The organism is Cyanobacterium aponinum PCC 10605 (genome assembly GCF_000317675.1).
Lineage (GTDB): Bacteria > Cyanobacteriota > Cyanobacteriia > Cyanobacteriales > Cyanobacteriaceae > PCC-10605.
Genome location: NC_019776.1, coordinates 1,707,370 through 1,733,629, shown reverse-complemented (window position 1 = coordinate 1,733,629; position 26,260 = coordinate 1,707,370). Strand labels below are relative to the sequence as shown.

General features: G+C 36.0%; 20 protein-coding genes. 13 read left to right on the top strand and 7 right to left on the bottom strand.

Annotated elements, in window-relative coordinates:
* Nucleotides 1-93: 93 nt before the first annotated feature.
* Nucleotides 94-216, bottom strand: a complete 123-nt coding sequence (locus CYAN10605_RS19295; RefSeq protein ID WP_277422491.1) for a hypothetical protein — start codon at nt 214-216, stop codon at nt 94-96.
* A 95-nt stretch (nt 217-311) separates the two neighbouring features.
* On the opposite strand from CYAN10605_RS19295, the gene recG reads away from it, so the two are divergent.
* From recG to CYAN10605_RS07225, 4 genes are all read left to right on the top strand, one after another.
* Complete coding sequence (gene recG / locus CYAN10605_RS07245) at nt 312-2,798, top strand: ATP-dependent DNA helicase RecG (protein ID WP_015219285.1); 2,487 nt, start codon at nt 312-314, stop codon at nt 2,796-2,798.
* 488 nt (nt 2,799-3,286) lie between these two features.
* On the top strand, nt 3,287-5,380 hold the full coding sequence (gene fusA, locus CYAN10605_RS07235) for an elongation factor G (protein WP_015219284.1): 2,094 nt from the start codon (nt 3,287-3,289) through the stop codon (nt 5,378-5,380).
* 264 nt (nt 5,381-5,644) lie between these two features.
* Nucleotides 5,645-6,148: a hypothetical protein gene (locus tag CYAN10605_RS07230; protein WP_015219283.1), complete on the top strand. Its 504-nt coding sequence runs from the start codon at nt 5,645-5,647 to the stop codon at nt 6,146-6,148.
* Nucleotides 6,149-6,188: 40 nt separating this feature from the next.
* Nucleotides 6,189-7,169, top strand: coding sequence for a succinylglutamate desuccinylase/aspartoacylase family protein (locus CYAN10605_RS07225; protein ID WP_015219282.1), 981 nt, complete (start codon nt 6,189-6,191; stop codon nt 7,167-7,169).
* Between the two features lie 109 nt (nt 7,170-7,278).
* On the opposite strand, the gene CYAN10605_RS07220 is transcribed toward CYAN10605_RS07225, so the two are convergent.
* On the bottom strand, nt 7,279-8,904 hold the full coding sequence (locus CYAN10605_RS07220; protein ID WP_015219281.1) for a Ppx/GppA phosphatase family protein: 1,626 nt from the start codon (nt 8,902-8,904) through the stop codon (nt 7,279-7,281).
* 91 nt (nt 8,905-8,995) lie between these two features.
* On the opposite strand from CYAN10605_RS07220, the gene crcB (CYAN10605_RS07215) reads away from it, so the two are divergent.
* Nucleotides 8,996-9,379, top strand: coding sequence for a fluoride efflux transporter CrcB (gene crcB / locus CYAN10605_RS07215; RefSeq protein WP_015219280.1), 384 nt, complete (start codon nt 8,996-8,998; stop codon nt 9,377-9,379).
* Between the two features lie 202 nt (nt 9,380-9,581).
* Here the strand turns inward: crcB (CYAN10605_RS07215) and crcB (CYAN10605_RS07210) are convergent, their stop codons facing one another.
* On the bottom strand, nt 9,582-9,989 hold the full coding sequence (gene crcB / locus CYAN10605_RS07210) for a fluoride efflux transporter CrcB (protein WP_015219279.1): 408 nt from the start codon (nt 9,987-9,989) through the stop codon (nt 9,582-9,584).
* A 174-nt stretch (nt 9,990-10,163) separates the two neighbouring features.
* On the opposite strand from crcB (CYAN10605_RS07210), the gene CYAN10605_RS07205 reads away from it, so the two are divergent.
* A complete protein-coding gene (locus tag CYAN10605_RS07205; protein WP_015219278.1) occupies nt 10,164-11,759 on the top strand; it encodes a DUF2079 domain-containing protein in 1,596 nt (531 codons plus the stop codon).
* A 175-nt stretch (nt 11,760-11,934) separates the two neighbouring features.
* Here CYAN10605_RS07205 and CYAN10605_RS07200 read toward each other — a convergent pair whose 3' ends face one another.
* A complete protein-coding gene (locus CYAN10605_RS07200) occupies nt 11,935-13,230 on the bottom strand; it encodes an aminopeptidase P N-terminal domain-containing protein (protein ID WP_015219277.1) in 1,296 nt (431 codons plus the stop codon).
* Nucleotides 13,231-13,731: 501 nt separating this feature from the next.
* Between CYAN10605_RS07200 and CYAN10605_RS07195 the strand changes: the two genes are divergently transcribed.
* The 4 genes from CYAN10605_RS07195 to CYAN10605_RS07175 all read left to right on the top strand — a co-directional run bounded on the left by CYAN10605_RS07195 (nt 13,732) and on the right by CYAN10605_RS07175 (nt 16,996).
* Nucleotides 13,732-14,457: a Tic22 family protein gene (locus CYAN10605_RS07195; protein ID WP_015219276.1), complete on the top strand. Its 726-nt coding sequence runs from the start codon at nt 13,732-13,734 to the stop codon at nt 14,455-14,457.
* A gap of 734 nt (nt 14,458-15,191) precedes the next feature.
* Nucleotides 15,192-15,560, top strand: coding sequence for a plastocyanin (petE, locus tag CYAN10605_RS07185; RefSeq protein WP_015219275.1), 369 nt, complete (start codon nt 15,192-15,194; stop codon nt 15,558-15,560).
* 554 nt (nt 15,561-16,114) lie between these two features.
* Entirely contained in the window at nt 16,115-16,666 is a 552-nt protein-coding gene (locus CYAN10605_RS07180; RefSeq protein ID WP_015219274.1) for an NUDIX hydrolase, read from the top strand.
* Between the two features lie 93 nt (nt 16,667-16,759).
* Nucleotides 16,760-16,996 (top strand): DUF4327 family protein, encoded by a 237-nt coding sequence (locus CYAN10605_RS07175; RefSeq protein WP_015219273.1) that lies wholly within the window; start codon nt 16,760-16,762, stop codon nt 16,994-16,996.
* Nucleotides 16,997-17,353: 357 nt separating this feature from the next.
* Here the strand turns inward: CYAN10605_RS07175 and CYAN10605_RS07170 are convergent, their stop codons facing one another.
* The 3 genes from CYAN10605_RS07170 to CYAN10605_RS07160 form a co-directional block, all read right to left on the bottom strand.
* On the bottom strand, nt 17,354-17,716 hold the full coding sequence (locus tag CYAN10605_RS07170) for a hypothetical protein (RefSeq protein ID WP_015219272.1): 363 nt from the start codon (nt 17,714-17,716) through the stop codon (nt 17,354-17,356).
* Nucleotides 17,717-17,793: 77 nt separating this feature from the next.
* The gene (locus CYAN10605_RS07165) at nt 17,794-18,186 is read right to left on the bottom strand and encodes an FHA domain-containing protein (RefSeq protein WP_015219271.1); all 393 of its coding nucleotides are present in this window, start codon (nt 18,184-18,186) and stop codon (nt 17,794-17,796) included.
* A 368-nt stretch (nt 18,187-18,554) separates the two neighbouring features.
* Entirely contained in the window at nt 18,555-20,639 is a 2,085-nt protein-coding gene (locus CYAN10605_RS07160) for a cation:proton antiporter domain-containing protein (RefSeq protein ID WP_015219270.1), read from the bottom strand.
* A 563-nt stretch (nt 20,640-21,202) separates the two neighbouring features.
* Between CYAN10605_RS07160 and CYAN10605_RS07155 the strand changes: the two genes are divergently transcribed.
* From CYAN10605_RS07155 to ligA, 3 genes are all read left to right on the top strand, one after another.
* Nucleotides 21,203-23,170, top strand: coding sequence for a DICT sensory domain-containing protein (locus CYAN10605_RS07155; RefSeq protein ID WP_015219269.1), 1,968 nt, complete (start codon nt 21,203-21,205; stop codon nt 23,168-23,170).
* 29 nt (nt 23,171-23,199) lie between these two features.
* Complete coding sequence (locus CYAN10605_RS07150; RefSeq protein WP_015219268.1) at nt 23,200-24,033, top strand: M90 family metallopeptidase; 834 nt, start codon at nt 23,200-23,202, stop codon at nt 24,031-24,033.
* A 106-nt stretch (nt 24,034-24,139) separates the two neighbouring features.
* On the top strand, nt 24,140-26,155 hold the full coding sequence (ligA, locus tag CYAN10605_RS07145; RefSeq protein WP_015219267.1) for an NAD-dependent DNA ligase LigA: 2,016 nt from the start codon (nt 24,140-24,142) through the stop codon (nt 26,153-26,155).
* Nucleotides 26,156-26,260 lie beyond the last annotated feature (105 nt).

The window sequence follows — 26,260 nt, the reverse complement described above, 5'->3', positions numbered from 1 at the left end:
GTTCGGTTTAAGAATATTGGATAAGGGTAGGTGTCAGGTTTCAGGTTGCAGGTTGCAGGTTTAGGGGAGTAGTGAGTAATTATCAACTATCAACTATTCACCCCAACACCCCAACACCCCAACACTATTTACCTTTGCCCTTTGCCCCTTGCCCCTTGCCCTTTTATTGCCTTTTGCCCTTTTATTGCCTTTTGCCTTTTTTTCTCCATCATTCATAGATGAAAATTTATCCCGAACTCAGGTTAGAATAATGAGGACTTCTCACCTGCATCCGTTAAAATGTTGATTGAGATTAATGGATAAGCAGGAGAATGAGTAGGATTAACCCTGAAAAGTTTGACTGGGAGAGGATAGAAAAAGCCTTACAAGTAGAATCAGAATATGGCTATAAAAATATTCAAGGAAAACTGTATCGTTTCAGTGAATTTCTTTGTTTAACTTTTGGTGATACTCCCCCCGTCACAAATCTTCTGGTTGCGTTTCGTTGGCAAGAAACCGCTAAAAAATTCGCTCGTTATTCTCATCTCACTATCCTTGAGAGGGAAGATTTAATTAATCAAACCCTTAATTTGATTGGGGAGGTAAAAGAGATGATTGTTAATAAACCTTACTATCATCCCGTGGCAGAGGAAGTAAAATCTCTGGCAGTGGCTGAAGTCAAACCCCCTTCCAATACCTCTGTTGCCCCTGTTACTCTTAAGTTAGATGATCCTGTTACTTTACTCAAGGCAATTTCTCTTAGACAAGGAGAGTTGTTGAAAAAGTTGCAAATAGTCACTATTCGAGATTTACTTTTCTATTATCCCAGAGATCATATCGATTATGGTCGCCAAGTGAATATTAAGGATTTAGTAGCAGGGGAAACTGTTACTATTGTGGGAAAAATCAAAAAATGTGACTGTTTCAGTAGTCCCAAAAATAAGAAATTAACTATCTTTAGTCTCATTATCATTGATCGCACTGGAGAAGTCAAAATCAGTCGATTTTTTGCTGGAAATTTTTATAGTAATCGGGGATGGCAAGAAAAAATGAAGCGACAATTTCCCCGTAATGCTATCGTGGCGGCTTCTGGTTTGGTGAAACAGAATAAGTATGGTATCACCTTAGAGAATCCAGAGTTTGAGGTGTTAAACTCTCAGGGAGGAAATATTAATTCCCTCAAAATTGGTCGTTTACTGCCTGTATATCCCCTTACCGATGGTATTCCTGCCGATGTGATTCGCAATGGAGTGATGGAGGCGATGGTGGCTTTACCGCAAATCAGTGATCCGTTACCTGTTATTCTAAAACAACAATATGGTTTAATGGAATTACAAGAAGCGATCGCACGTATTCACTACCCCGAAGATCAAGATCAATTATCCCATGCAAGGCGCCGATTAATCTTTGATGAATTTTTCTATCTGCAACTCGGATTTTTACAACGCAGACAAGAACAAAAAGAAAGCCGTATAGCGGTGTCATTTACCCCTAATGGTAGGCTAATCGAGGAATTTAACCAAATTTTGCCTTTCAGCCTCACTAACGCTCAAAAAAGGGTCATAGAAGAAATAATCAAAGACCTCCAGTCCCCTTCTCCCATGAATCGTTTAGTACAAGGAGATGTGGGTGCGGGAAAAACCATTGTTGCGGTGTTTGCCATTTTAACTGCCTTACAATCAGGGTATCAAGGGGCATTAATGGCACCAACGGAAGTATTAGCCGAGCAACATTACCGCAAAATAGTCGGTTGGTTTAATCTGCTTCATTTGCCCGTAGAGTTGCTCACAGGGTCAACCAAAACCGCTAAACGTCGTCAAATTCATGGTCAACTCGAAAGCGGTGAATTACCTCTTTTAATTGGTACTCATGCCCTGATTCAAGATCCTGTACAATTCCGTAATCTGGGCTTAGTTGTCATCGATGAGCAACATCGCTTTGGGGTACAACAACGGGCAAAATTACTGTCCAAGGGGCGATCGCCTCACGTTTTGAGTATGACTGCAACACCCATTCCCCGTACCCTTGCCTTAACCCTTCACGGTGACTTAGATGTGAGTCAAATTGATGAGTTACCCCCCGGCAGACAGCCCATTCAAACAACGGTTTTAACAGGCAAACAACGCCCCCAAGCCTACGAATTAATTAAGCGAGAAGTAGCACAAGGAAGACAGGCTTATGTGATTTTCCCTTTAATTGAAGAATCAGAAAAATTAGATGTCAAAGCTGCGATCGCAGAATATGAGAAATTTAGCGAAAAAATCTTCCCCAATTTCAACGTTGGTTTATTACATGGAAGAATGTCATCAGCAGACAAAGATAAGGCTTTAAACGCCTTTAGAGATAATGAAACCCAAATAATTGTTTCCACCACGGTGATAGAAGTCGGTGTCGATGTGCCTAACGCTACGGTAATGTTAATCGAAAATGCGGAACGTTTTGGCTTATCCCAATTACATCAGTTAAGAGGAAGAGTGGGTAGAGGTAGCCATAAATCCTTCTGTTTGCTAGTGACGAGCAGTAAAACCCCTGACAGTATTCAACGCTTAAATGTCCTCGAACAATCTCAAGATGGTTTCTTTATATCCGAAATGGATTTAAGATTAAGAGGACCGGGTGAAGTATTAGGTAGTCGCCAATCAGGTTTACCAGATTTTGCCCTTGCTAGTTTAGTGGAAGATCAAGAGGTGTTAGTATTAGCAAGGGAAGCGGCGGAAAAAATTTTATTACAGGATAAATATATGCAAGGGGAGAATAGTCTTAAAGATGAGTTACAAAGACGTTATCAAAAATTAATCGGCAATGAAATTTTGACATAGAAATTTAATAAAGGGCAAAGTTAAAAGGCCAAAGGGCAAGGGGCAAACCCCCCTTTATCCCCCCTCTCGAGGGGGGAGGGCAAAGGAGAATAGTTGATAATTAAAAACTCCGAAAACTCATTACTTGTTTCACCCCCTCCCCTCATCTCCCCATCACCTCGTCTCCCTCCCCTCTGAACTTTAAGTTCTGAACCCCGAACTCCTAACTCATCTCCTCTGCCTCCCATAATTTCCAAGACAGAAATTAGTTACCTATTAGTTCTAACTCTTTCACATTTTGTTACAATAACGTATGATCAGTTTATAGTCTAATATCAACTCCTAAATGTCCATCATCAGAAATTTAGTGTCCAGAAAATGCTAAATTTTTAAAATCGATATTGTTGGACGTGAATAGAAATCGACTCAACTATCAACCATTAGGATCAGAATATAAAGAAGTTTGCTGATTCTTCAATTTCTCTAACCATTTTATAGAAACACTTATTATGAAAAAAGACCTAACTAAATATAGAAATATAGGCATTTTTGCCCACGTTGATGCGGGTAAAACTACAACCACAGAGAGAATTCTTAAGTTAACTGGTAAAATCCATAAATTAGGGGAAGTACACGAAGGAGCTGCTACCACAGACTTCATGGAACAGGAACAAGAAAGAGGGATTACGATTCAATCCGCCGCTACATCTTGTTTTTGGAAAGATCACCAATTCAATATTATTGACACTCCCGGACACGTTGACTTTACCATCGAAGTATATCGTTCTTTAAAGGTACTTGATGGTGGTATCGGTGTATTTTGTGGTTCTGGTGGGGTTGAACCTCAGTCCGAAACAAACTGGCGTTATGCAAACGAATCTAAAGTTGCTCGTATTATTTATGTCAACAAATTAGACCGTACTGGAGCAAATTTTTACAACGTGGTTAAGCAGGTAGAAGAGATTTTAGCCGCTAAACCTTTGGTTATGGTATTACCCATCGGTATTGAAACTGAATTTAAAGGGGTTGTGGATTTATTAACCCGTAAAGCATGGATTTGGGATGATTCTGGAGATCCAGAAAAATACGTCATTGAGGATGTTCCCGAAGACATGAAAGAAGATGTAGAAATGTACCGTGAACAGTTGATTGAAACTGCGGTAGAGCAGGATGACAATTTAATGGAAAAATATCTTGAGGGTGAGGAAATTTCCATTGATGAAATTAAAAGTTGCATCCGTAAGGGTACAATGAATCTTTCTTTCTTCCCTACCTATTGCGGTTCTTCTTTCAAAAACAAAGGAGTTCAATTAGTATTGGATGCTGTGGTTGACTATTTACCTGCTCCTAACGAAGTTCCTCCTCAACCCATTGTTGACTTAGAAGGTAATGAAACTGGTGAGTTTGCTAAAGTTGATCCTGATGAATCTTTAAAAGCCTTAGCTTTCAAGATTATGGACGATCGCTATGGTGCTTTAACTTTCACCCGTATTTATTCTGGGGTGTTAGAAAAAGGTATGACCGTCTTAAATACTGCTACTGGTAAAACCGAGCGTATTGGTCGTTTGGTGGAAATGCACGCTAATAACCGTGAAGAAATCGATCGCGCTCAAGCAGGGGACATCGTAGCTATCATCGGGATGAAAAATGTGCAAACTGGTCACACTTTATGTGATCCAGATCATCCTGCGACCCTTGAACCCATGGTATTTCCTGATCCTGTTATTTCTATCGCCATTAAGCCTAAACAAAAAGGTAGTAACGAAAAAATGGCTCTTGCTCTTTCCAAAATGGTACAAGAAGATCCTTCTTTCTACGTTGAAACCGATCAAGAAAGCGGTGAAACCATTATTAAAGGGATGGGTGAATTACACCTCGATATTAAAGTGGATATTCTCAAACGTACTCACGGTGTAGAAGTAGAAGTTGGTAAACCCCAAGTTGCTTATCGTGAATCTATCACCAAAGTTGTTAACGATTCTTACACCCACAAGAAACAATCTGGTGGTGCGGGTCAATTCGCTCGTATTGATTACACCATCGAACCAGGTGAACCAGGTAGTGGCTTCCAGTTTGAATCTAAAGTAACTGGTGGTAATGTTCCTCGGGAATACTGGCCTGCGGTTAACAAAGGTTTTGAGTCTAGTATCGATAAAGGTGTCCTCGCTGGTTTCCCCTGTGTGGATTTAAAAGTTACCTTAACTGATGGTGCTTTCCACCCCGTTGACTCAAGTGCGATCGCATACGAAATTGCCGCCAGAGCAGCTTATCGTCAATCTTTACCTAAAGCAAGTCCTCAGTTGCTTGAACCCATTATGAATGTGGACGTATTTACCCCTGAAGATCATGTAGGGGATGTTATTGGTGATCTTAACCGTCGTCGTGGCATGATTAAAAACCAAAACACTACTCCCATGGGTGTCAGAATTAAAGCTGAAGCTCCTTTAAGTGAAATGTTTGGTTACATCGGTGACTTAAGAACTATGACTTCTGGCCGTGGTCAATTCTCCATGGAATTTTCTCACTATGCACCTTGTCCTAAAAATGTTGCCGAGGAGGTAATTAAAGAAGTTAAGGAAAGAGAATTAGCCGCCGCTAAATAATTAAGTAATTAAGTAATAAGTAGCAGTCAGAAATTAGGGTATTAGAACCTGTTTGAAAACGACTATTTCTGATGATTGATCCCCCCCCTAGCCCCCCTTCAAAAGGGGGGAACAAGTGCAAAAATATGTTGAAAAGTCCCCCTTATTAAGATTGATCTTAAAGTTTTTCAGATTGAGGATTTACAGAAAAATATTGCAGAAATAGTCAATAACAATCGCTTATCTCTAGTTTATGCTGATAAATTATTTAATCTTAGTGATGAGTTGATTAAAGAAACTAATTATTTAAAAAAGGAAAATCGTTTACCGTTAAAACTTCATACGGCGGTAGGGGATGCCACTCGTATTGCAATTATTCATCGAGAATTTTATAAGCATAAAGAAAAGTATATTCATTTAATTCAAGAATATTTGAGTCATAGTTATTTAGAAAATAACCCTGTTGAAAAATATTACAAAAAAGAAGGATCTAAAAAAAGTATTTTACAAAATATTCCTCTCAATTTAGAACAAATAAAAAGAATAAAAGAAGGGATTTTATTACTATTAAGTTTAGATAAACTAACGGAGGAAGAAAAGCAATTAGAAGAAGATTTTATTAAGAAAAATAAGAACTATCTATTGGTGAAAAAGCTAGAAGAAAATAACTATTATTTAGCTAATTTTACTACTGAATTACTAAAAATTAATCGTTTTTTAAATCTTAATTTTAATATATCTTTAAAAGATTTGTATGAAATAGATTTTAGTCAATTGGTTAATAAATAAAATAATGTTTAACGTTTTTTTATAACATTTTCAAAAAAATATGGATGAAAAAAATAAAGAATATAAGATAAAAGTTGCAGGAGAAATTATTAAACCGGGGCAAGTTAAGCAAATCGAAATTCCTGTGGCAAGATTGCCTACTCAAACTTTAATTTGTCTGCCTGTAACTGTGATTAATGGTTTGGAAAAAGGGGCGAGATTATGGGTTAATGCGGCAATTCATGGGGACGAAATTAATGGAGTGGAAATCATCCGTCAAGTGGCAAATCATGTCAATCCTCGGCTTTTAAAGGGTACTTTGATTACTGTACCCATTGTCAATGTATTTGGTTTTATCGAACAATCTCGCTATTTACCTGATCGCCGTGACTTAAATCGTTGCTTCCCGGGTTCAGAAACTGGCTCTTTAGCCTCTCGATTGGCGAATATTTTTATGAGGGAAGTGGTGGGTAAATGTACTCATGGTATTGATATTCATACGGCGGCGATTCATCGTATTAATTTACCGCAAATTAGGGCGAATTTAGATGATCCTGAGACGATGCGTATTGCGAAGGCTTTTAATAGTCCGATTATGATTCATGCTACAACCCGTGACGGTTCATTGCGACAGGCGGCAAGTTCTGAGGGTATTCCTACGTTACTTTACGAGGGAGGAGAGGCTTTAAGATTTGATCAAGATGCGATCGCAGTTGGGGTAAGAGGTATTTTTCGGGTGATGAAAACTTTAGGGATGTATGATAATCCTGTGGAAAATGGAAAAGAAGAAACTTCAGTGAGGGTTAACCAATCAAAATGGTTACGGGCATCTCAAAGTGGTATTTTCCAATTGAGAACAAAATTAGGGGCGAAGGTAGAAAAAAAACAGTTGGTGGGTACGATTACGGATGCTTTTGGCAATAAAACCATTGCAGTGAAAAGTAATATTGAAGGTATTGTCATTTCCCATGTGCAAAATCCATTGGTTAATCAGGGGGATGCTTTGATTCATATTGCGATGACTCCCATTAACCCGAGTTAGGGGTTCGGGTTTATGAAAGAGGTGACAGGTGGCAGGTTTCAGGTTGCAGGTTGCAGGTGTTTTTGTTTTTTCTTATTTACCATTGCCCTTTAATCTCCACAACCCCAAATCATCTATGTAGTGTAACTAAAACCTTAACTCCGTATTCTTGTTCAAAAATGGGCTTTTTATACTCTAAATTCCATAACTCTAAAGCACAGTCGTCCCCAACAATGGTAGGATGCAAATGAAGATGTAATTGTTTATATTCTTCATCATATCTACATTCTAAGTCTTTAATTGCCCCTATTTGTCTTCGATCAAGTGCGATCGCAAGTCTTAATATCGCACTCAGTTGTTTAACCATTTTACGGTGATTATCCGATAAAGAAGCGTAATTTTCATGTTTACGTTTTGGCTTACTCTTGCGATGATAACGAGCAATTTGAGCAATTAATTCAATTTCAATTTCACTAAAACCTAATAATTCAGCGTTGCGAATCAAATAATAAGAATGTTTATGATGGGCGGAATGGGATATATATAAACCGCAATTATGTAAAATAGTGGCACTCCAGAGATATTCTCTTTCTAAGTCTCCCCAAGAGTGCAGTTGACCCTTCATACTATCAAATATATTTAAAGCAAACTGTGCAATTCTTTCGGCGTGGGCTAAATCTACTTGATATTTATGAGCGATTTTATAAATATTACGAGGTCGTACTTCTCCTTGATAAGCCAGACGATTTTCAATATATCCATTTTGTAACATCCAGTCAACTATAACACCTTCTCTCAATGCTCTCTCACATACAGTCAATGAATCCACTTCCAACATTTTCATTGCCTCTACTAAAATAGTTGTACCTGCAATAATAATTTCTGCTCGACGCTCAGACATCCCTGTTATGGATACTCTTTCGTTGTAATCCATTTTGGTTAATTTAACGAGGATTTCTTCTATATCCTTTAAAGGCATTTTATAACCATTCAGGGTTATGGGTTCAACGCTATTGCTATCAAGGGCATGAATCATGGCAAGGGTTTCTGCTGTGCCGGATGTCCCCACTAGCATGGGTTTTTCTCCTGTATGAAGAGCATTTCTAAATTCTTCTACAGGCCGTTCTAACATCCCTTGAATATAAGCACTAAGTCGAATAAAATCTTTACTGTTAATAGGATCACTATGGATAAAATCTTGGGTTAAACGTACAGCACCAACTTTTGTACTACTCAAAAATCTTGCTTCTTGGGCATCTCCTAAAATAATTTCCGTTGAACCGCCACCAATATCAATTACAGCATGGACTTTTCCGCCAAAATCCATCCCAGACAAAACCCCTAAATAAATTCTTCTTGCTTCTTCTTGCCCAGAAATTAAATCGACAGTAATCCCTAACTCATTTTCAACTCTTTGTAAAAATTCTCGTCCGTTGGGGGCTTCTCTTGTGGCACTGGTGGCAACTGCTATCAACTGATTAACTTTTAAACTTTTGGCTAAATCCTTACAACGTCTTAAGGCTTCTAATGCTCTATTCATAGCACTATCAGTTAAATTTCCCGTATCCAAATCGCGATCGCCCAATCTTACGGTATCCTTTTCTTTAGCGATGATAGAAAAAGAAGGTATCTGAGCATTGATGTGTACTACTACCATATGAATAGAATTAGTACCAATATCGATCGCACCTAAAATACAATCTTGTAAGGCTTTTTTCTGGACACTTTGATAAGATAACTGATTAGTATAAGTCATGAGTTTGAGTCAGAGAGATTCGATCGTCCGATTACAATTAATTCCTGATTATCTTATTGTTCATGATCCGTTATTTATTGTCAATTAAATAATGAAAGAGACTTATTTTTTTATCGCTTTAGGCGCAATTTTAGGGGCATTAAGTAGATATTATTTAACTTTATTCTGTCTCAATAAGTGGGGTAATAAATATAGTTATGGAACACTATTTGCTAATTTATCTGGGTCTTTTTTAATAGGTTTTATTTCCACTATTATTTTTTATAAAATTATTTCTTTAGAATTACAACAATTTATTTTAATCGGCTTTCTTGGAGCATACACAACGTTTTCTTCTTATATTCTTGATACCTCAAATTTATATCGAGAAAAGAGATTTATGGATGCAATTTTTTATGGGATAGGTACACCTCTTATCGGCTTTATTTGCATCGAATTAGGTATTATATCCGCCAAAATTTATAATAGTTTATGAGGTTCATGAGCGGGTTTATTTCAAGGTCAATCAGAAAATGTTGGGGTATTAGGAAATTAGGGAGAAAATAATTCTTAATAAATTGTATAACAAAGCATTGTCGCTACCTTCTAAGCTCCGTAAATTGCTAATTACTAATTATAAATTAATCTTTTTTTAGTTATTTCAACTAATTTATTCTTCCTATAATTATGCAAAAAATCTAACTTCTCGACTTAATAGATAAAGTAATTTGAGCTAATTTAATACCTATTTCAAGACAAAATAATCCCAGAATTGGACTGCCAATCCAATATAGCAAATCTCGAGATAAATTATTTAAGTTGACTGCGGTATTTAATTCATAGGTAGAAAAAGTTGTATAAGTTCCTAAAAATCCTGTTATTAATAGTAGAACTAATTCGGGATGTAAAGGATATTTTCTCGCCAGAATAGTAGATAAAAAACCCATGAAAAAACAGCCACTAATGTTTATCAAAAAAATGTCAATGGGGAATTGAGTTTTAAAATTTTGAAGTAACCACAAGCCTATATAATATCTACATAAAACTCCTGCGATCGCACCTAGAGAAATAATTATAGGAATGCGTATTTGTGGATTTTTAACCATACCATAATGATGATAAAGTTTTGTGGAAAGAAATTAATAAAAATATAACACTTCATTTAACTAATATTAAATAACTTTTATTACATTAAAACCATAATATATAATCAAGCTGATTCTAAACAGATAGAAAACGCTAGAATTTAAAATTAGTGAATATATTTATATTTATTTATCGTGAAACAAAATATAAAAAGTCATGAATTAAGAAATTTATACAAAATTAGCATTTTTTTCTTAATAATAATATTACTTCTAGGGCTAAATCGTTACTATAGTTTTTTTGCATCCTATGATATGGGAATTTTTAATCAAATTTTTTGGAATAATTTACACGGAAATTTTTATCATAGCTCTCTTGCTTCTGCTATTTCTACTCATGTCACCAGTGGCGAATCTTTACCCTTAGTTAATGACAGTTACTTGGGTCATCATTTTAGCCCTAATTTATTACTATTTTTACCGCTATATTTTCTTTTTCCTTCCCCTGCCACTTTAGTAATCATACAATGTTTATTAATTACAGGGGCGGGAATGGTCCTTTATTTTTTGGCACGACAACATATAGACCATATCATTTCTTTATTAATTGTAGTCAGTTTTTACAGCGCGATCGCAGTTTTTGTACCCACTTTATCCAACTTTGATAATATATCTCAACTGCCCATATTAGTTTTCAGTCTTCTTTTCTGTTTGGAAAAAAATCAATGGGGTTTAGTGGCTTTATTTTCCCTATTGCTTTTGGGTGTAAGACAAGAAGCAGGATTAAATTTATTTGGAATAGGAATTTATTTAATTATCACTCGTCGCCATTGGATTCAAGGATTAATAATGGCTATTTTTTCCTTCATTTATATGATTTTTATTACTAATGTAATTATGCCCCAATTTACAGAGGATGTTGGAGAAAGATTCATGGTAGATAAATTCGGGCAATATTTACAAGATAATAACCCCTCTACTTTAGGAGTAATTTGGGGTATGTTAACTCAACCTTTATTAGTATTAAAAGAATTAATTTCTCCCTTTGGTGATACCGTCGAATATTTTTTAGGACAATGGCTATCTTTAGGCTTAATACCAGCCCTTTCTCCCGCTTCATGGATAATTACTTTTTTCCCTCTCCTTACTCCTTTACTTGGTCAAGGAAAATCTATTTTATCCTTAAATATTCGTTATGCGATGATGATTACCCCCGGACTATTTTACGGAACAATTTTATGGTGGCGAGGACAATCTTTCGGTAATTTTTATCAAGATTTAAAAGCACTTAAACCGAGAAAATTAGGGGCAAGATTTAAAAAATTTTGGCTTAGTTGTATTGTTATCTCTTTACTATTAGGTTTTACCTCCAGTGCAACAGAATTAAGCCGTGCTTTTTATTTCGTCATGCCAGATTCATTTCAACCCTTAGTATATGTATCCTTACCCCGTCAATGGCAACATTCTGCTTCTATTTATCAGCTTTTAAAGCAAATCCCTAAAGATGCCAGTGCGAGTGCAACTAATAATATTATTCCTCATCTCAGTGGTAGAGAGGCAATTATTCGCTTACCAATGATAGGGTTTTTAGACACAAACCACCAACCTCAAACCGTTGATTATATTATCGCTGATTTATGGGAATTAGAACGTTATAGCGTTGTTTTTACCAAGGAAAAAGGATGGTTAGAAGCCATACAAGGGTTGATTAAAGAAGTAACAGAGAAAGAAGAATATAAGATTGTTGCTCAAAAAGATAAGGTAATTTTGTTAAAAAAAACAAGCCAGTAGGAAAAGGGCAAGGGGCAAAGGTGAATAGTGAATAATAATTGAAGAAGGCAAAAGGCAAACCCCTCTGTGTCTCCCCTTAAAAGGGGAGAAGGGCAAAAGTGCTTAATTGACTTTCCCCCAACACCCTAATATCCCAATAATACCCTAATCTCCAATCATCCTTTTTAACAGCTCATTATTTGCCAATTCCTGCGGTTAAAACCTCATTACCAGATTCCGTTACTAAAACATCATCCTCAATTCTGACACCAATACCTTTCCAATAATCGGGAATTTCAGGTTGCCCTTCAGCAGGGGTGATGTAAGGAGAAATATAGATACCGGGTTCAACAGTTACAATATGTCCTGCTTGAAATGTCGTCCAATTTTCCTTATCTTGTTTATAATTGCCCACATCATGAACATCTAATCCTAACCAATGCCCCGTGCGGTGCATATAGAAAGGCTCGTATTTTTTCTCCTCTATAATCTCTTTACTGTCTCCTTGCAACAGTTTCAACTCTTTTAAGCCTTCTACTAATACCTCCACTGCTTTATCATGGTATTGGTTATATGTATTACCCGGTTTCACCATCTCGATCGCAGCTAATTGGGCTTCTAACACTAGCTGATAGATGTCTTTTTGGCGAGGGTCAAATTTGCCATCAACGGGAAAAGTGCGGGTAATATCGCCATTATAATAGCCATAGGAACAACCAGCATCTATCAATAGCAAGTCCCCTGCTTCCATTCTGCGATTATTTTCAATGTAGTGCAAAATACAAGCATTTGCCCCAGAGGCAACAATAGAAGGATAAGCAACCCCATCTCCTCCTAAACTTCTGAAAGTGTGTTCAATTTCTGCTTGAATTTCATACTCATATTTACCCGGTTGAGCAATTTCTTGGGCTTTTTTGTGGGCTTTGACAGAAATTTCCGTTGCCTTGCGAATCATCTCGATTTCTGCTGGACTTTTTATCATTCTTAACGGATGTAAAACAAAATTACTATCCTCAATACCAGTAGGTCCTGTACCTCTTTTAGGGTAGGATTCTGTTAGTTTTTGCCAATAATGAATAATACGGGCATTAAAGTTTAAGTCTCTACCTAAATGATAATAGATGCGATCGCCACTTACTAAATATTTAGGTAATATTTCATCCAACTCTTCGATGGAATAAACTGCATCAGCTCCATACAAATCCTTTGCCCCTTCCACTCCCACACGATAACCCGTCCAAATTTCCTTAGCTAAGTCTTTCGGTTGAACAAAAAGGATAAATTGATGCTCACTATGATTAGGTGCTAATACTGCAACAGCAGAAGATTCATTAAAACCAGTGAGATAATAAAAATCACTATCTTGACGATAAACATACTCTACATCATTGTGCATCACTGCATAGGGAGCGCTATTAAATACTGCCACCCCTTTACCGATTGCAGACATCAATTTTTGCCGACGTTGTTTATATTCCAAAGGAGAAATCATCTTGAGAAGTTTGCCATATACATTATTTTTAGAATTCTATCATTGACTATTACCAACCGAGTCCACAGAATTGAGTAATTATGCTTAAAAAAGGTTTCAGGTTGCAGGTGTCAGGAGATGAGGGGATGAGGTGATGAGGAGAAAGGGGGAAATAAGAATGAGTTAGGAGAGTTTGCTGCGTTCGGACATTCCTTTCAGTGGTGAACGGGGTTTTTAATTATCAACTATTTACCTTTGCCTTCCCCCCTCAAGAGGGGGGATAAAGGGGGGTTTACCCTTGCCCTTTTACCGTGCATGAGTGCCTGAGATAGCAAAAAGTCTATAACATATGAATGATAAATTAAAGCATATTGAAAGCTAAAATCATCATAAAAAAAATACACAGTAATTAGAAAAAGAAAAATAAATTGCTAAGATACTCAATTAAGGATCAGCTTAGAAACTATCAAGAGATAAAATCGTCTCTGTCAAAGTAAGTTAAAATTTTTATTTCAATTAATTATGTTAGAACAGCAATCTCTTTTAAACAAGATCAAAAAATTAACCGTTATCGGTGCAACCGTTGCTAGTTGTTGGTTGACTCAAACTACTAGAATATTAGCTTTACCTCAAGAAGTAATTTTAGAAAAACTTAAGCCTATACCTGTATTTACCATCGCTGACTCTCAAGGTGCACCATTAATCGCTTCCACAGAAGATAATAACAGAGTTGCAGGAGTTTTTATCAGTGAAAAAGATGCTAATTCCTTTGTTGAAAGATTAAAGCAAGATAATCCCGATTTAGGTAAACAAGTGCAGGTTGTGCCAGTGTCTTTGGCAGAAGTTTATCAATTGTCGGAGAAAAATAGTCAACAACAAGATGGTGTACAATTTGCCTATGTGCCATCTTCTCAACAAATAGAACAAGCACAACAACTTAATAACCAATATCAAGGTGGAGTACCTTTGTTTGTGGCGAAAGCAGGAGAAGACCAAGGTTATTTAACTATTAAACAAAATGATCAAGAAGTTATACCTTTCTTTTTTGAGAAGCAACAAGTACAACAATTAGTGGAAAATTTCAAAAAAGCACAACCTGATTTAGCTAATTCTGTACAAATAGAGGTTGTTATTTTAGAAGGAATGTTGGATGCCATGAAACAAGGGGATGACGAAATGTTGACGAGAATTGTTTTATGGCCTTCTAAAGAGTCTCTTGAGTTTTTACGCTCTAATACCCCTCAATAGGAGTACTTTTCGAGTTTAAAAAAAGAGGGATAGGGGCTTGGGGTTTTAGGAAACTAGGGAGAGATTTCTTTTTGATTTCAACTCCTAACTCTATCTTAAACTCAGGTCTTACATCTAGCCAAAAATAGACTGGTGAAGCTAAGGAATAGGGAAAAAGAAACAATTAATAATAAGAATTGATAAAAAACTTATTAAAATTGATTTTAAGAATTTTGCCTTATAGTGTAAATGTACTGTCACAATATCTCAGTTAATCTGAGTTCGATATAAAATTGTCTAATGCTGGTTGTTTGGTGGTGGTAGCGGATTTGGAGAAACCTCTCTGTGTCTCCCCTCAAAGGGGGAGAAGGGGAACAGGGAAAAGTATTTACAATTGATACAAACTGTGGTTCAACTTATTTTAAAGACATTTTTCTCCATTTAATGATTATTTCGGGGAAAATTTTGAGGATTTTTGATTCTTAAATTGACGATATTTTGTCACTAACACAACGTGAGCGGTAAATTTATATATAGACCTAAAACCTTTACTATAAGTGTTATATATTTAAATCGCTAAGTATATAGTTAAAGTATAGCCAATAATTAACTTTTAACAAGTGATTACCGTTAAGTCCCTTAATTTATCACTACAAGCTAAAACAAATTTTTCAATTAGATATGACATTAGGTCAAAGTTCATAGTATGATAGTAAAAAATAAAATTTGACGATCTGTAAAAATAAAAAAACACAATGAAAAAATTAGGTTTATTCTTATCTTCCTTACTTTTGGCAGTAACATTCATGTTTGCTGCGATCGCTCCTGCTCAAGCTGATACAGTAGAAGTAAAAATGGGTGCAGATAGCGGTATGTTGGCTTTCCAACCTGCAAAAGTAACTATTAAAGCAGGGGACACTGTAAAGTGGGTAAACAATAAATTAGCTCCTCATAACGTAGTTTTTGATAGCTCTGTAAAAGATGCAGATAAATTAAGCCACAAAGGTTTAGCATTTAGCCCCGGAGAATCCTTTGAAGTAACTTTTAACGAACCCGGTGAATACCCTTATTACTGTGAACCTCATCGTGGTGCTGGAATGAATGGTACTATTATTGTAGAATAATTAAACTGAAAATACTTACTTTTCATCACAAGCATTGAAGGCGGTTTTATACCGTCATTTTTTTTGTCTAAATAATCCCATTTATTTACCCAAATTAGTGGCTCTATTACTTCTCGTCGTGTGAATTATTGGTTAGGGTAGCCAACAGGCAATTATTAAATAACCTCAGTTCGGTTTAAGAATATCCGATAAGGTTAGGTGTCAGGTGTCAGGTTGCAGGTTGCAGGTGGTAGGGGTTTTTAGCAAGGGGCTTAAGCCCCTTGTTTAAGTCAGTTCGGATTAAGGCAATTTTATCGTTATTTCTAAGAAGCTATAAGGTTTTCTGACTAGGAAAAAATAATGCTTTCAGCTTATCCAAAACTCAGGTTAAATAATAATGGCTCTATCACTTCTCGTCGTGTAAATTATTAGTTAGGGTAGGCAAGAGGCAAGAGGGGATTATTAAATAATAATTTATAAACTTTTAGTTTTTATCTTACTATAAACACTATTCAATAAAAGTTATAAAAGTTGATGTATTATTTGCTTAAAAGATTAAGATTTTTCTGCAAAATATGGAAAATAGAAATTGGCAATTAATCGATACCATTGTCGAAATTAAGTCCCCTTGGGTTACTTTAATAGGCGAAAGAATTAAAGATGATCAAGATAATATTTTAGATTATTGGAGAGTAGAAAAAGAAGATTCTGTAATAGTTGTGACTAGATATAAAAATTCCTTAATCTTTCCTAAATCAACATTTCGTCCCGGAATTAAGAAGGTGACTATTGATTTTGCAGGGGGGAGATTAAAAAAGAATAATAACTTAGAAAATACAGCTTATAAAATTTTGCAAAGAGAATTAAATCTAACTCAAGATAAAGTTAAAATAATTACTCCAATTAATCAGCAAGGATTTATTATTAATAGTTCGTTTAGTAATCAAAAATTATGGGGTTTTTATTGTGAATTAAAATCAGATATTAGTCTTGATAATCTCTTTATTGGTGCTATTTATAGTTTGAATAGCAATGATTTTAAACGCTTATTAAACGATTTACAGTGTCTTCAGTGTCGCAGTTTACTTTTAGAGTGCGTTTCTCAAGGATTAGTTGCGACTTTTTAAAAATAAAGTATAGAATTTAACTGACAGATTTGTTTTTTTAGTATCTATATTTCGCAAGACTGTAAACTTAACACTGCAATCATATTTTATATTATGACTACTCAAAGTATCATTCCTAGCTACAATCATGATCTCAATTTTATTCGTGACGAAATTAGGGCTTTATTAGAAAAAGGTTGTATTAGCCGTCATCAACCTTTATACGTGTTGGCTAACTATGTGCCGCCTAGAGAATGGTTAAATATTGAAAGGCAATTGGAAGAAAAAGATTTCTTATTGCGCGATCGCATCTGTGATTTATTGACAGAGGAAAAATGGGACAATGATTAAGTTAAGTTTTACTGAAAAAGTGTTGTGATGAAGATAAGCAATAGGCACAAAGCAAGAGTTTTAATGATTATTATTAACCTGAGTTCGGTTTAAAAATATCGGATAAGGTTAGGTATTAATTAGGTTTTAGGTTTCAGGTTGCAGGTGTTAGGAGATGGGGGGATGAGGTGATGAGGGGAAAGGGGGAAATGAGAATGAGTTAGGAGAGTTCGCCGCTCTCGAACATTCCTTTCAGTCGTGAACGGGGTTTTTAATTATCAACTATTTACCTTTGCCCTCCCCTCTCTCGAGGGGGGATAAAGGGGGGTTTACCCCTTGCCCCTTGCCCCTCGTCCTCAAATTAAACAGTTGAGAGAATTAAGAGGACTTAATTTTTTCCAATTCCTCTCTTAAAGCAATGACTTCTTGAGTAAGTTGTTGAATATTTTGATAGGGATTATTCTCCGCCTTTGTTTCTACTGTTTCATCATAATTAGGATTATTATTGGTGTTTTCGCTCTTATTTTGAAAGAATTGCTCAATAATTTTTTTTGCTTCTTCTTCTGTTAGTGCGCCCTTCTCTTGCCATTCTTGAGATTTTTTTTGTAATTCTGTTGTTAATTCTGAGACAATTTGATTGCGCTTGTTATTGTCTTGCAAAGTTTCAATGGCTGAAGCCGTAGCACCCACTACGGTGCGAAAACCCTGTTGCACAAAATTGATTAAGTTATTATTCTCCATGATGACTAACTAATAAGTAATATTTTTAATTTAAGACATTGACCTTAATATAGCCTAGCTTGAATAGTCCTACTTTTTTAGTTCATCACTGTTTCTTTCGATATATCCTTACTACTAATTGCCCGTCGTTTTGGTTGTTGACTATCCTTAGACGTGGGAGAATCCACTGAATCATCAAGAGTAATTTTTATTTTAGGACCAGAACTAGCTAAACGAATCACCATTCCATGTTTAACTAATACTTTATTAATCTTTTTTCCGTTGATAAATGTACCGTTAGAACCTAAATTGATTAATGCCCAATCTTTCCCCCTCGGACGAATTTCTAAATGATGTCGTGACACCACCGCACTATAAAGCACTACATCATTGTCATTAGCTCGTCCAATTCTAATCACCGAGTTGGGATCAAAGTTCCATTTTTGAACTGCAACTGATTTGAGGGGGTGTAATAGAGTTAAGGTAATCACCGACGTTCCATGGGAGTAAAGAGTGCAATTATTCTTAAGTCAAATACTATTTTACTAAATAGTCTGACTAAATCTACTCTCATATTCTACATGATTTAGGAATTGATGAGTAATAATTAACCTCAGTTCGGTTTAAGAATATCGGATAAGGTTAGGTATTAGGTTTGACGGTTACAGGTTGCAGGTGTTGGGAGATGGGGGGATGAGGTGATGAGGGGAGAGGTGGCAGGTATCAGGTGGCAGGTGTCAGGTTTAAGGGAGTAATGAGTAACCAGTAACGAGTAATTATCAACTATTCACCCCAACACTATTCACTATTCACTCATAGATAAAAATTTATCCCAAACTCATACGAAATTAAGTTGTAATCAATGAGGCTCGCCAAATATAATTACTGAGCGAGTAAGACTTTTGATAATTTCAGTAGTAACATCACTTACAGCTAGTCCTCCGGCAGTGCGTCGGCGAATGGATCTTAAAATTACGAGGTCAAAATTTTGTTTATGGGCGGTATGAATGATTGCTTCTGCGGGGTCTGAATAACGGAGAGTTTTGATTGTAACAGATGTTTTTGGAGCTATTTGTTGTACTCCTAAGTGTAGGGCGTTTTTAAAATTTTCGATGTTATTTTTGCTTAAGTGGCGATCATATACATGAAGTAAGGTGATAGTTCCTTGGTTACTTTCCGCTAAAATACAGCCTAGTGCGATCGCATTTAGGGTTTTCAGATCAATTTTTTTGACGGGTACAAGAATTTTGCGTAGATGGGTAGGCTCGTCTAACATTTTGACAACGGCAACAGGGCAATGAGAAGACCAAAAAACGTTATCTATTAAATTGCCAAATAAACGAGCTTGAATGGTGCTAGTGGGACTCCATCCCATGACAATAAGACTGCCTTTATTTTCTTTGGCGGTGCGACTAATTCCCTCGGCTAAGTCGTCATCTATGCGAATAATGGGCTTGACTGATACTGAAAATTGTTTACTATATTGCAATGCCCTATTAATTAACTGATTACTGTTATGAAAGGCAAAATCCAACTCAGGTTCATCCATGTGAACATGAGCTTTGACAATGGATAGGGGGATAACTAAACCTGTTTCATTTCCTGCTAGAATACAAGCCATTTCTACTAGGGATTTTTCTGTTTGAGGATTTGCGATGGAAACTATGACTGTGCGATACTGCTCATTGATGAAAGAATGTTGATAGTTATTGGATAACTGTAGAGAGCGACTATTACTATTTTCTATTAAATTTGTATCGACTTCTGATTGAAATAGATTACGGGCAAATTTGCTGGTTAAAATCGGTCCACTAACGGAAGTAATTAACATCATCACAATCACCCCATTAAATACCGAAGGAGATAACACCCCTGCATTAACACCTGCTAAGGTAGCGGCTAAGGTGGCGGCTACTTGGGGGAGAGATAAAGACCACATAGTCAAACATTGATCCCAACTATAACCGAATAAGACTTTGGGGATTAAACTGGCGATAAATTTACTCAGAAATAGTGTTATGACGATGCCTAAAGTAAGCCATAAATCTTGGCTAAAAATAGTCGCAAAATCAGATATTTTCAGGATTAAACCAATAGAAACGAAAAAACAGGGAATAAATAGGGTGCTACCCACAAATTCAATTTTTTCCTTAACAGGACCATTTCCTACCACATCATTAACAGCTAAACCCGCTAAAAATGCACCGACAATTTGATCTACATTAATTAATTGAGCCCCCACTGAAGCCAAAAATACGGCTAATAGAACAAATAGAAATTGATTACTTTCTTCATCTCCTGTGCGGCGGAAATATTCTTTCCCAGCGCGATCGAATCCATACAAAACAATGGCACAATAAATGGCTAAACTGGATAACTGTAAAATCAAACTAGCAAGGGTAAAATCTCCTCCATAAATAGAAAGACAAATCGCTAAAACTAATAAAGCTCCAATATCTGTGAAAATAGTTGCCCCAATGGTGATAACAACTGCTTCATTTCCCGCAACCCCCAAACGATTGACAATGGGATAGCCCAACAAAGTATGAGAGGCTAAAAGTGAGCCAATTAAAATAGAGGCATTCAAACCCATGTTAAAGGCTAATCCCAAGGCTGTACCAAATACTAAAGGTACAAAAAAAGTACTAAACCCGAAAAAGAGCGATCGATTTTTGTTCTTGCGAAAATCCTCTAAATCAATTTCTAAACCCGCCACAAACATCAAATAAATTTTTCCAATATCGGCTAAAAGACTCATGGATTCGCTTTTGTAATCCAATAAACCTAACCCGTCACTGCCAAAAACCACCCCAGCAAAAAGTAATCCAACTAATCCGGGTAATTTGATACGCTCAAAAATAGGGGGAATAGTGAGAATAACTAGAAGTAAAATAGTAAAAGTAGTTAGAGGACTATCGGGAATAGAGCTTAAAAATTCAGGCATTGAGTTAATATTTCGGCTTTTGTGCTGTTAATATTGTTACACTATGATGCTTAATTAACCTAGTTTCAGCTCAAAATACTTACTTTTTAATTATACGACCTAAAGTCATAATTTATAGTTCAAAAAAACTGTTGCCTATCCTCACCGAGATCAAGTTATGCCCAACCGTGAATATATTAGACATCGACCACAATTCTCAAAATAAGGGAACCAAGCCATTACGGGCATAATGTATTATGCCCCTACGAGCCTATATTAATATTTTCTACCAGATGTCTATTAATCATCAATCACTCACCTTTGCCCTCCCCCCTCTCGAGGGGGGATAAAGGGGGTTTTGCTCCTTGCCCTTTAATTATTATCCATTTCTGAATGCTGGTGCGATCGCATTGGGAGCATCTTCAGTGACCGCTTTACAAAACTTAATAGTTAAGCAGTGATAACCAAGTAATAGTAGGATAGATGATGAGTAAATACTTTAGTGCCTAAATATTCACCCTTGGTTAGTTAAAACCCTGAATTCGGCAATAATTAAAGCATAATAAATCACCCTAATTGATTCGATGAGTAACCAAAATTCGATCATTACAGAGTTATTACAATTCTTTCCTGATCGGCGCTTGCAGATGTACTTTAAGTCATCTCTGACTGCCCTTTCCCACGCTATGGAGGATCAAGTTTTAGCAGGAAATGAAGAGGCTTTAATCATTGCTAGTTTTCAAAAAGAGAAGTTTTATCGTCAAGAAGCCCATCGTTACCTACGTATTGGGAAAAAGTCTCGCCATGTTTATGTCTTAGCCGCACCAGAGACGGAATTTAAACATAATTCTGATGTCTATGAAAAAATAGCTTTTGCTCCTGATGATAGTTTGACAATGGAGTGGCATTTAATTGTCATCAGTCCTAATTATGCTAATTGTTTGATTTGTCGGGAAAAACCTTACTCTAACTCGGAAAATTCCTCTGAAAGTTTAATGATGATGGACAATAGTCGTCGTTTTGAGGGTATTTGGACTTATGATCGAGAGATTAGTGTTAAGGCGGCTGAACTTCTTTTATATCGAATTGCGGAGTATCGCCCTGAGTTACAAGCCAAAATTCAAGATGCGATCGCATCCTATTGTGCCGATTTTTGTGCCTTAGAAGAAACTAATAATATTATCAATCCTGATCCCTTTGTGCAAAGGTTAGTCACCTATTTACAAGCAGGGCAGTACAAATTAATTAAAGCGAATCGTTTCCTGAGTGCCAAGGAAAAAAAAGAGAGGTTATTAAATTCTGTTACAGGTGCAATACGCAGATCCCTTGATCCCGAAGAAATTTTGCAAGTAGCTGTGGATAAATTAGGTGAGGGTTTTGGGGTATGTCGTTGTTTAATCTATCGCTGTCAGGAAAATGACTTAAATGCTCATATTAATCATGAGTTTCTCAACGAAAATATCAATTCTGTTAAGGGGGAAGTATGGCCTTTAAAAAATAATCCTCTCTTTCAAGAAATTCTCTCTCTGCGAGAGTCTATTAGTATTGATGATGTTACCATTGATCCTCGTATTCAGAAAGACCCTACTATATTATCCAAGTTAATTAAAAGCTGTTGTATTGTTTCTTGGTTAATTGTCCCCATTCTCTATCAGGGTAAACTATTAGGGATGATGGAATTGCATCATTGTGACAGTAATCCCATTACTTGGAAACCTGAAGATATTGCCCTAGTAGATGCGATCGCAACTCAAGTAGGAGTAGCCCTAATTCAAGCGGAATCCTACGCCCATTTAGAAGACTTAAACGAACAGCTAGAAGCCTTAGACAGAACCAGATCCAACCTTGTTGCTATCACAGGTCACGAATTACGTACCCCCCTTTCTACTATTCAAGTATGCTTGGAAAGTTTAGCCAATGAACCCGATATGTCTGAGGAGTTACGACAGGTAATGCTTACCACGGCTTTACATGATGCAGAAAGAATGCGCAAATTAGTACAAGACTTTTTAACCCTTTCCCAACTAGAAAGTGGTAGAGTAGAATGGAATCCTGAACCCTTATCCTTAGAAGAATGTATCGAATTATCCTTATGTCAAATTCGCTCTCGCAAAGACAAAAATTCCCTGCCTAAAATTCGCATTAATATTAATCAAACCTTACCTCTAGTACAAGCCGATGGAGAGTGGTTAGTGGAAGTATTAAGCAAACTTTTGGATAATGCCTGTAAATTTACCAATGGCAACGGTGAAATTGTGATTAATGTGGAGGAAAAAAATAATAATATCCTTAAAGTTACTATATCCGATAATGGTAGAGGTATAGAACCCGATCGCCTCGATAAAGTCTTCGATCGATTTTACCAAGAAGAAGGAGCATTGAGAAGATCAGCCGGAGGTACAGGATTAGGATTAGCCATTTGTCGCCAAATTGTTAATAATTGGGGTGGGAAAATTTGGGCAGAATCTCAAGGGAAAAATCAAGGTAGTGAGTTTCATTTTACCATTCCTGTTTTTAATAATGATTCTATTTCTAGTTCAAAAAATAATTAATAAATTCTGCATTTCAGAAGCAGTAAATAATGGAAAAACTGATTTTATTAACTACATTAATTTTGGCTTTTTTAGCTTATTATTATCAAACACAAATAAGAATTAACTACCGCAGAAAAACTCTTAAACAAAGCTCATTTCCAGAAGAATGGATTGATTTTTTATCTAAATATATTTATCTTTATCGAATTATTCCTCAAGAATTAAAGCAAGAATTACATAGTCATATTAAAATATTTCTTCACGAAAAAGAATTTATTTCCTATGACAAACAACCAGTAAATATCGAAACAAAACTTGCGATCGCATCTCAGGCTTGTTTATTACTATTAGGAGATAAAAGACAAAAAAGAAATTATTTTCCCTACCTAAAATATATATATATTTACCCTAATTTAATTGTCCAAAAAAAAGGAGAGCAGATGTCTGCAATCTTGTCAGGGCAATCTTCAGTAGGCAATAAATCAGGCAAAGATGGAGTCGTTTCTCTCTCATGGCAGGAAGTCATCAAACAATCATCATCACCCCATCAGATTGAAAATGTTATTCTACACGAATTTGCCCATCAACTAGATCAAGAATTTGGTACAGCGACAGGAGTACCACGACTAAGCAACCTCCAAGAAACTCTTATTTGGGGGGAAATCTTAAAAAAAGAATACGAAAAGCACTATCAGGCAGTTCACAAAGGTAGAATAACCATTATTGATCCCTACGGTGCAACTAACATGGCAGAGTTTTTCGCTGTGGTTACGGAAGCCTTTTTTCTCAAATCCAAATTATTAGCGGCTTATCATCCTTTACTTTATAATCAGTTAAGTAATTATTATGGAGTCAATCCCATTGAATGGAAACCCAATTAGTGAATAGTGTTGGGGTGAATAGTTGATAATTACTCATTACTCCCCTAAACCTGCCACCTGAAACCTAACACCTAACACCTAACTAAGCGATTGCTATTCTTAATTTATGAACAATATTCCTATAGAAATTATTACTAGAATAATAGATCTAAAAAAGCAATTACAAAAGGCTAGTTATGCTTATTATGTATTAGATAATCCCATCATGGAAGACTCTGTTTATGATCAATTATACAGAGAATTATTGACCCTAGAAAATCAATATCCTAGTCTAATAACTCCTGATAGTCCTACTCAAAGAGTGGGAGATAAATTAAGCAATCAATTCAGTTCAATACCCCATAATATTCCCCTTTATAGTCTTGATAATGCTTTTAATTTTGCAGAACTAAAAGAGTGGGAAAATCGTTGGCAAAGACAATTAAATAATGTTCCAGAATTTGCCTATGTTTGCGAATTAAAAATAGATGGATCTGCCATAGCTTTAACCTATGAAAATGGTATTTTAGTAAGAGGTTTAACAAGGGGAGATGGAGTTACAGGAGAAGATATAACCAATAATTTACGAACTATTCGCTCTATTCCTTTACGCCTACAAATAGATAATCCTCCTGAAGTTTTAGAGGTAAGAGGAGAGGCTTTTTTACCCTTAGATGAATTTACTAGAATTAATGAGGAGCGAGAGAAATTAGGAGAAAATTTATTTGCTAATCCTCGTAATGCGACGGCAGGAACATTGAGACAATTAGATCCAAATATTGTTAGTGCCAGAAAGTTACAATTTTTCGCTTACAATGCTCATATTTTACCTGAAAATAATAACCTAGATACTCAGGAGCAAGTATTAAAATATCTAACAGAAATCGGCTTTTTAGTTAATCCTAACTATCAAGTTTTTAATAACCTACAAGCTGTAAAAAAATATCTTGATTATTGGGAAAAAAATCGTCACAATTTGCCATATATGACGGATGGAGTTGTCATTAAAATAAATTCTTTTTCTTTACAAAATCAACTAGGTTTTACTCAAAAATTTCCTCGATGGGCGATCGCACTTAAGTATCCCGCCGAAGAAGTTCCGACAGTGGTAGAAAGAATAATCGTCAACGTTGGACGGACAGGGGCAGTAACTCCCATGGCAATAATGAAGCCTGTACAGTTAGCAGGTACAACAGTTCAAAGAGCTACTTTACATAATGGCGATCGAGTGCGAGAATTAGATATTAGAGTGGGGGATACTGTGACTATTCGCAAAGCAGGAGAGATTATCCCTGAAGTAATAGAGGTTTTAACAGAATTAAGACCAGAAAATACTCAACCCTTCCAAATGCCTACTCATTGCCCTGAGTGTAATTCACCCCTCGTCAAACCTGAAGCCGAAGCGATACTTCGTTGTGTTAACACTTCTTGCCCCGCCATTCTTCGAGGTAATCTGATTCATTGGGCTTCCAGAGATGCTATGGACATAAGAGGTTTAGGAGAAAAAATTATTATCTCTTTAATGGAATATCGATTAGTAAATTCGATCGCAGATTTATATAAATTAACTCCATTTCAATTGGTTGACTTAGATAGAATGGGGGAAAAATTAGCACAAAAACTAATACAAGCTATTCAAGAGAGCAAAAAACAACCTTTTGCTAGGGTTTTATATGGTTTAGGAATCCGTTACGTAGGGCAAGTAAATGCAAAAATCTTGGCAGAAAATTTTGAAAACATTGATAATTTAGCCAAGGCAACTCAAGAAGAATTAGAATCTGTTTATGGCATTGGTGGAGAAATAGCAAATGCTGTATTTTTATGGTTTAAAGTGCCAGAAAATCAAAAATTAATTAGTGAACTACAAACTCTCAATTTTAGTTTAGCCATAGATACAAAAAACAAACAAACTAATCAGCAATTATTTAATAAAACCTTTGTTTTAACTGGAACATTACCAACCCTAAAAAGAGAAGAAGCAAAACAAATTATTGAGTCTGCGGGGGGAAAAGTTACTAGCAGTATTAGTAAAAAAACTGACTTTGTAGTAGTAGGAGAAAAAGCAGGTTCTAAATTAGAAAAAGCTCAAAAACTAGGAATAAAAACCATAACAGAGGAGGATTTACTAGCTTTAGTTAAATAATCCTATTTTTCTATAACTACATTAGGATTTGGGTGGTTTTTAAGTATCCAATAGTAGGTATTAGATTCTATTTTTTCAACAATTAATAAGTTAGCAAACTAAACT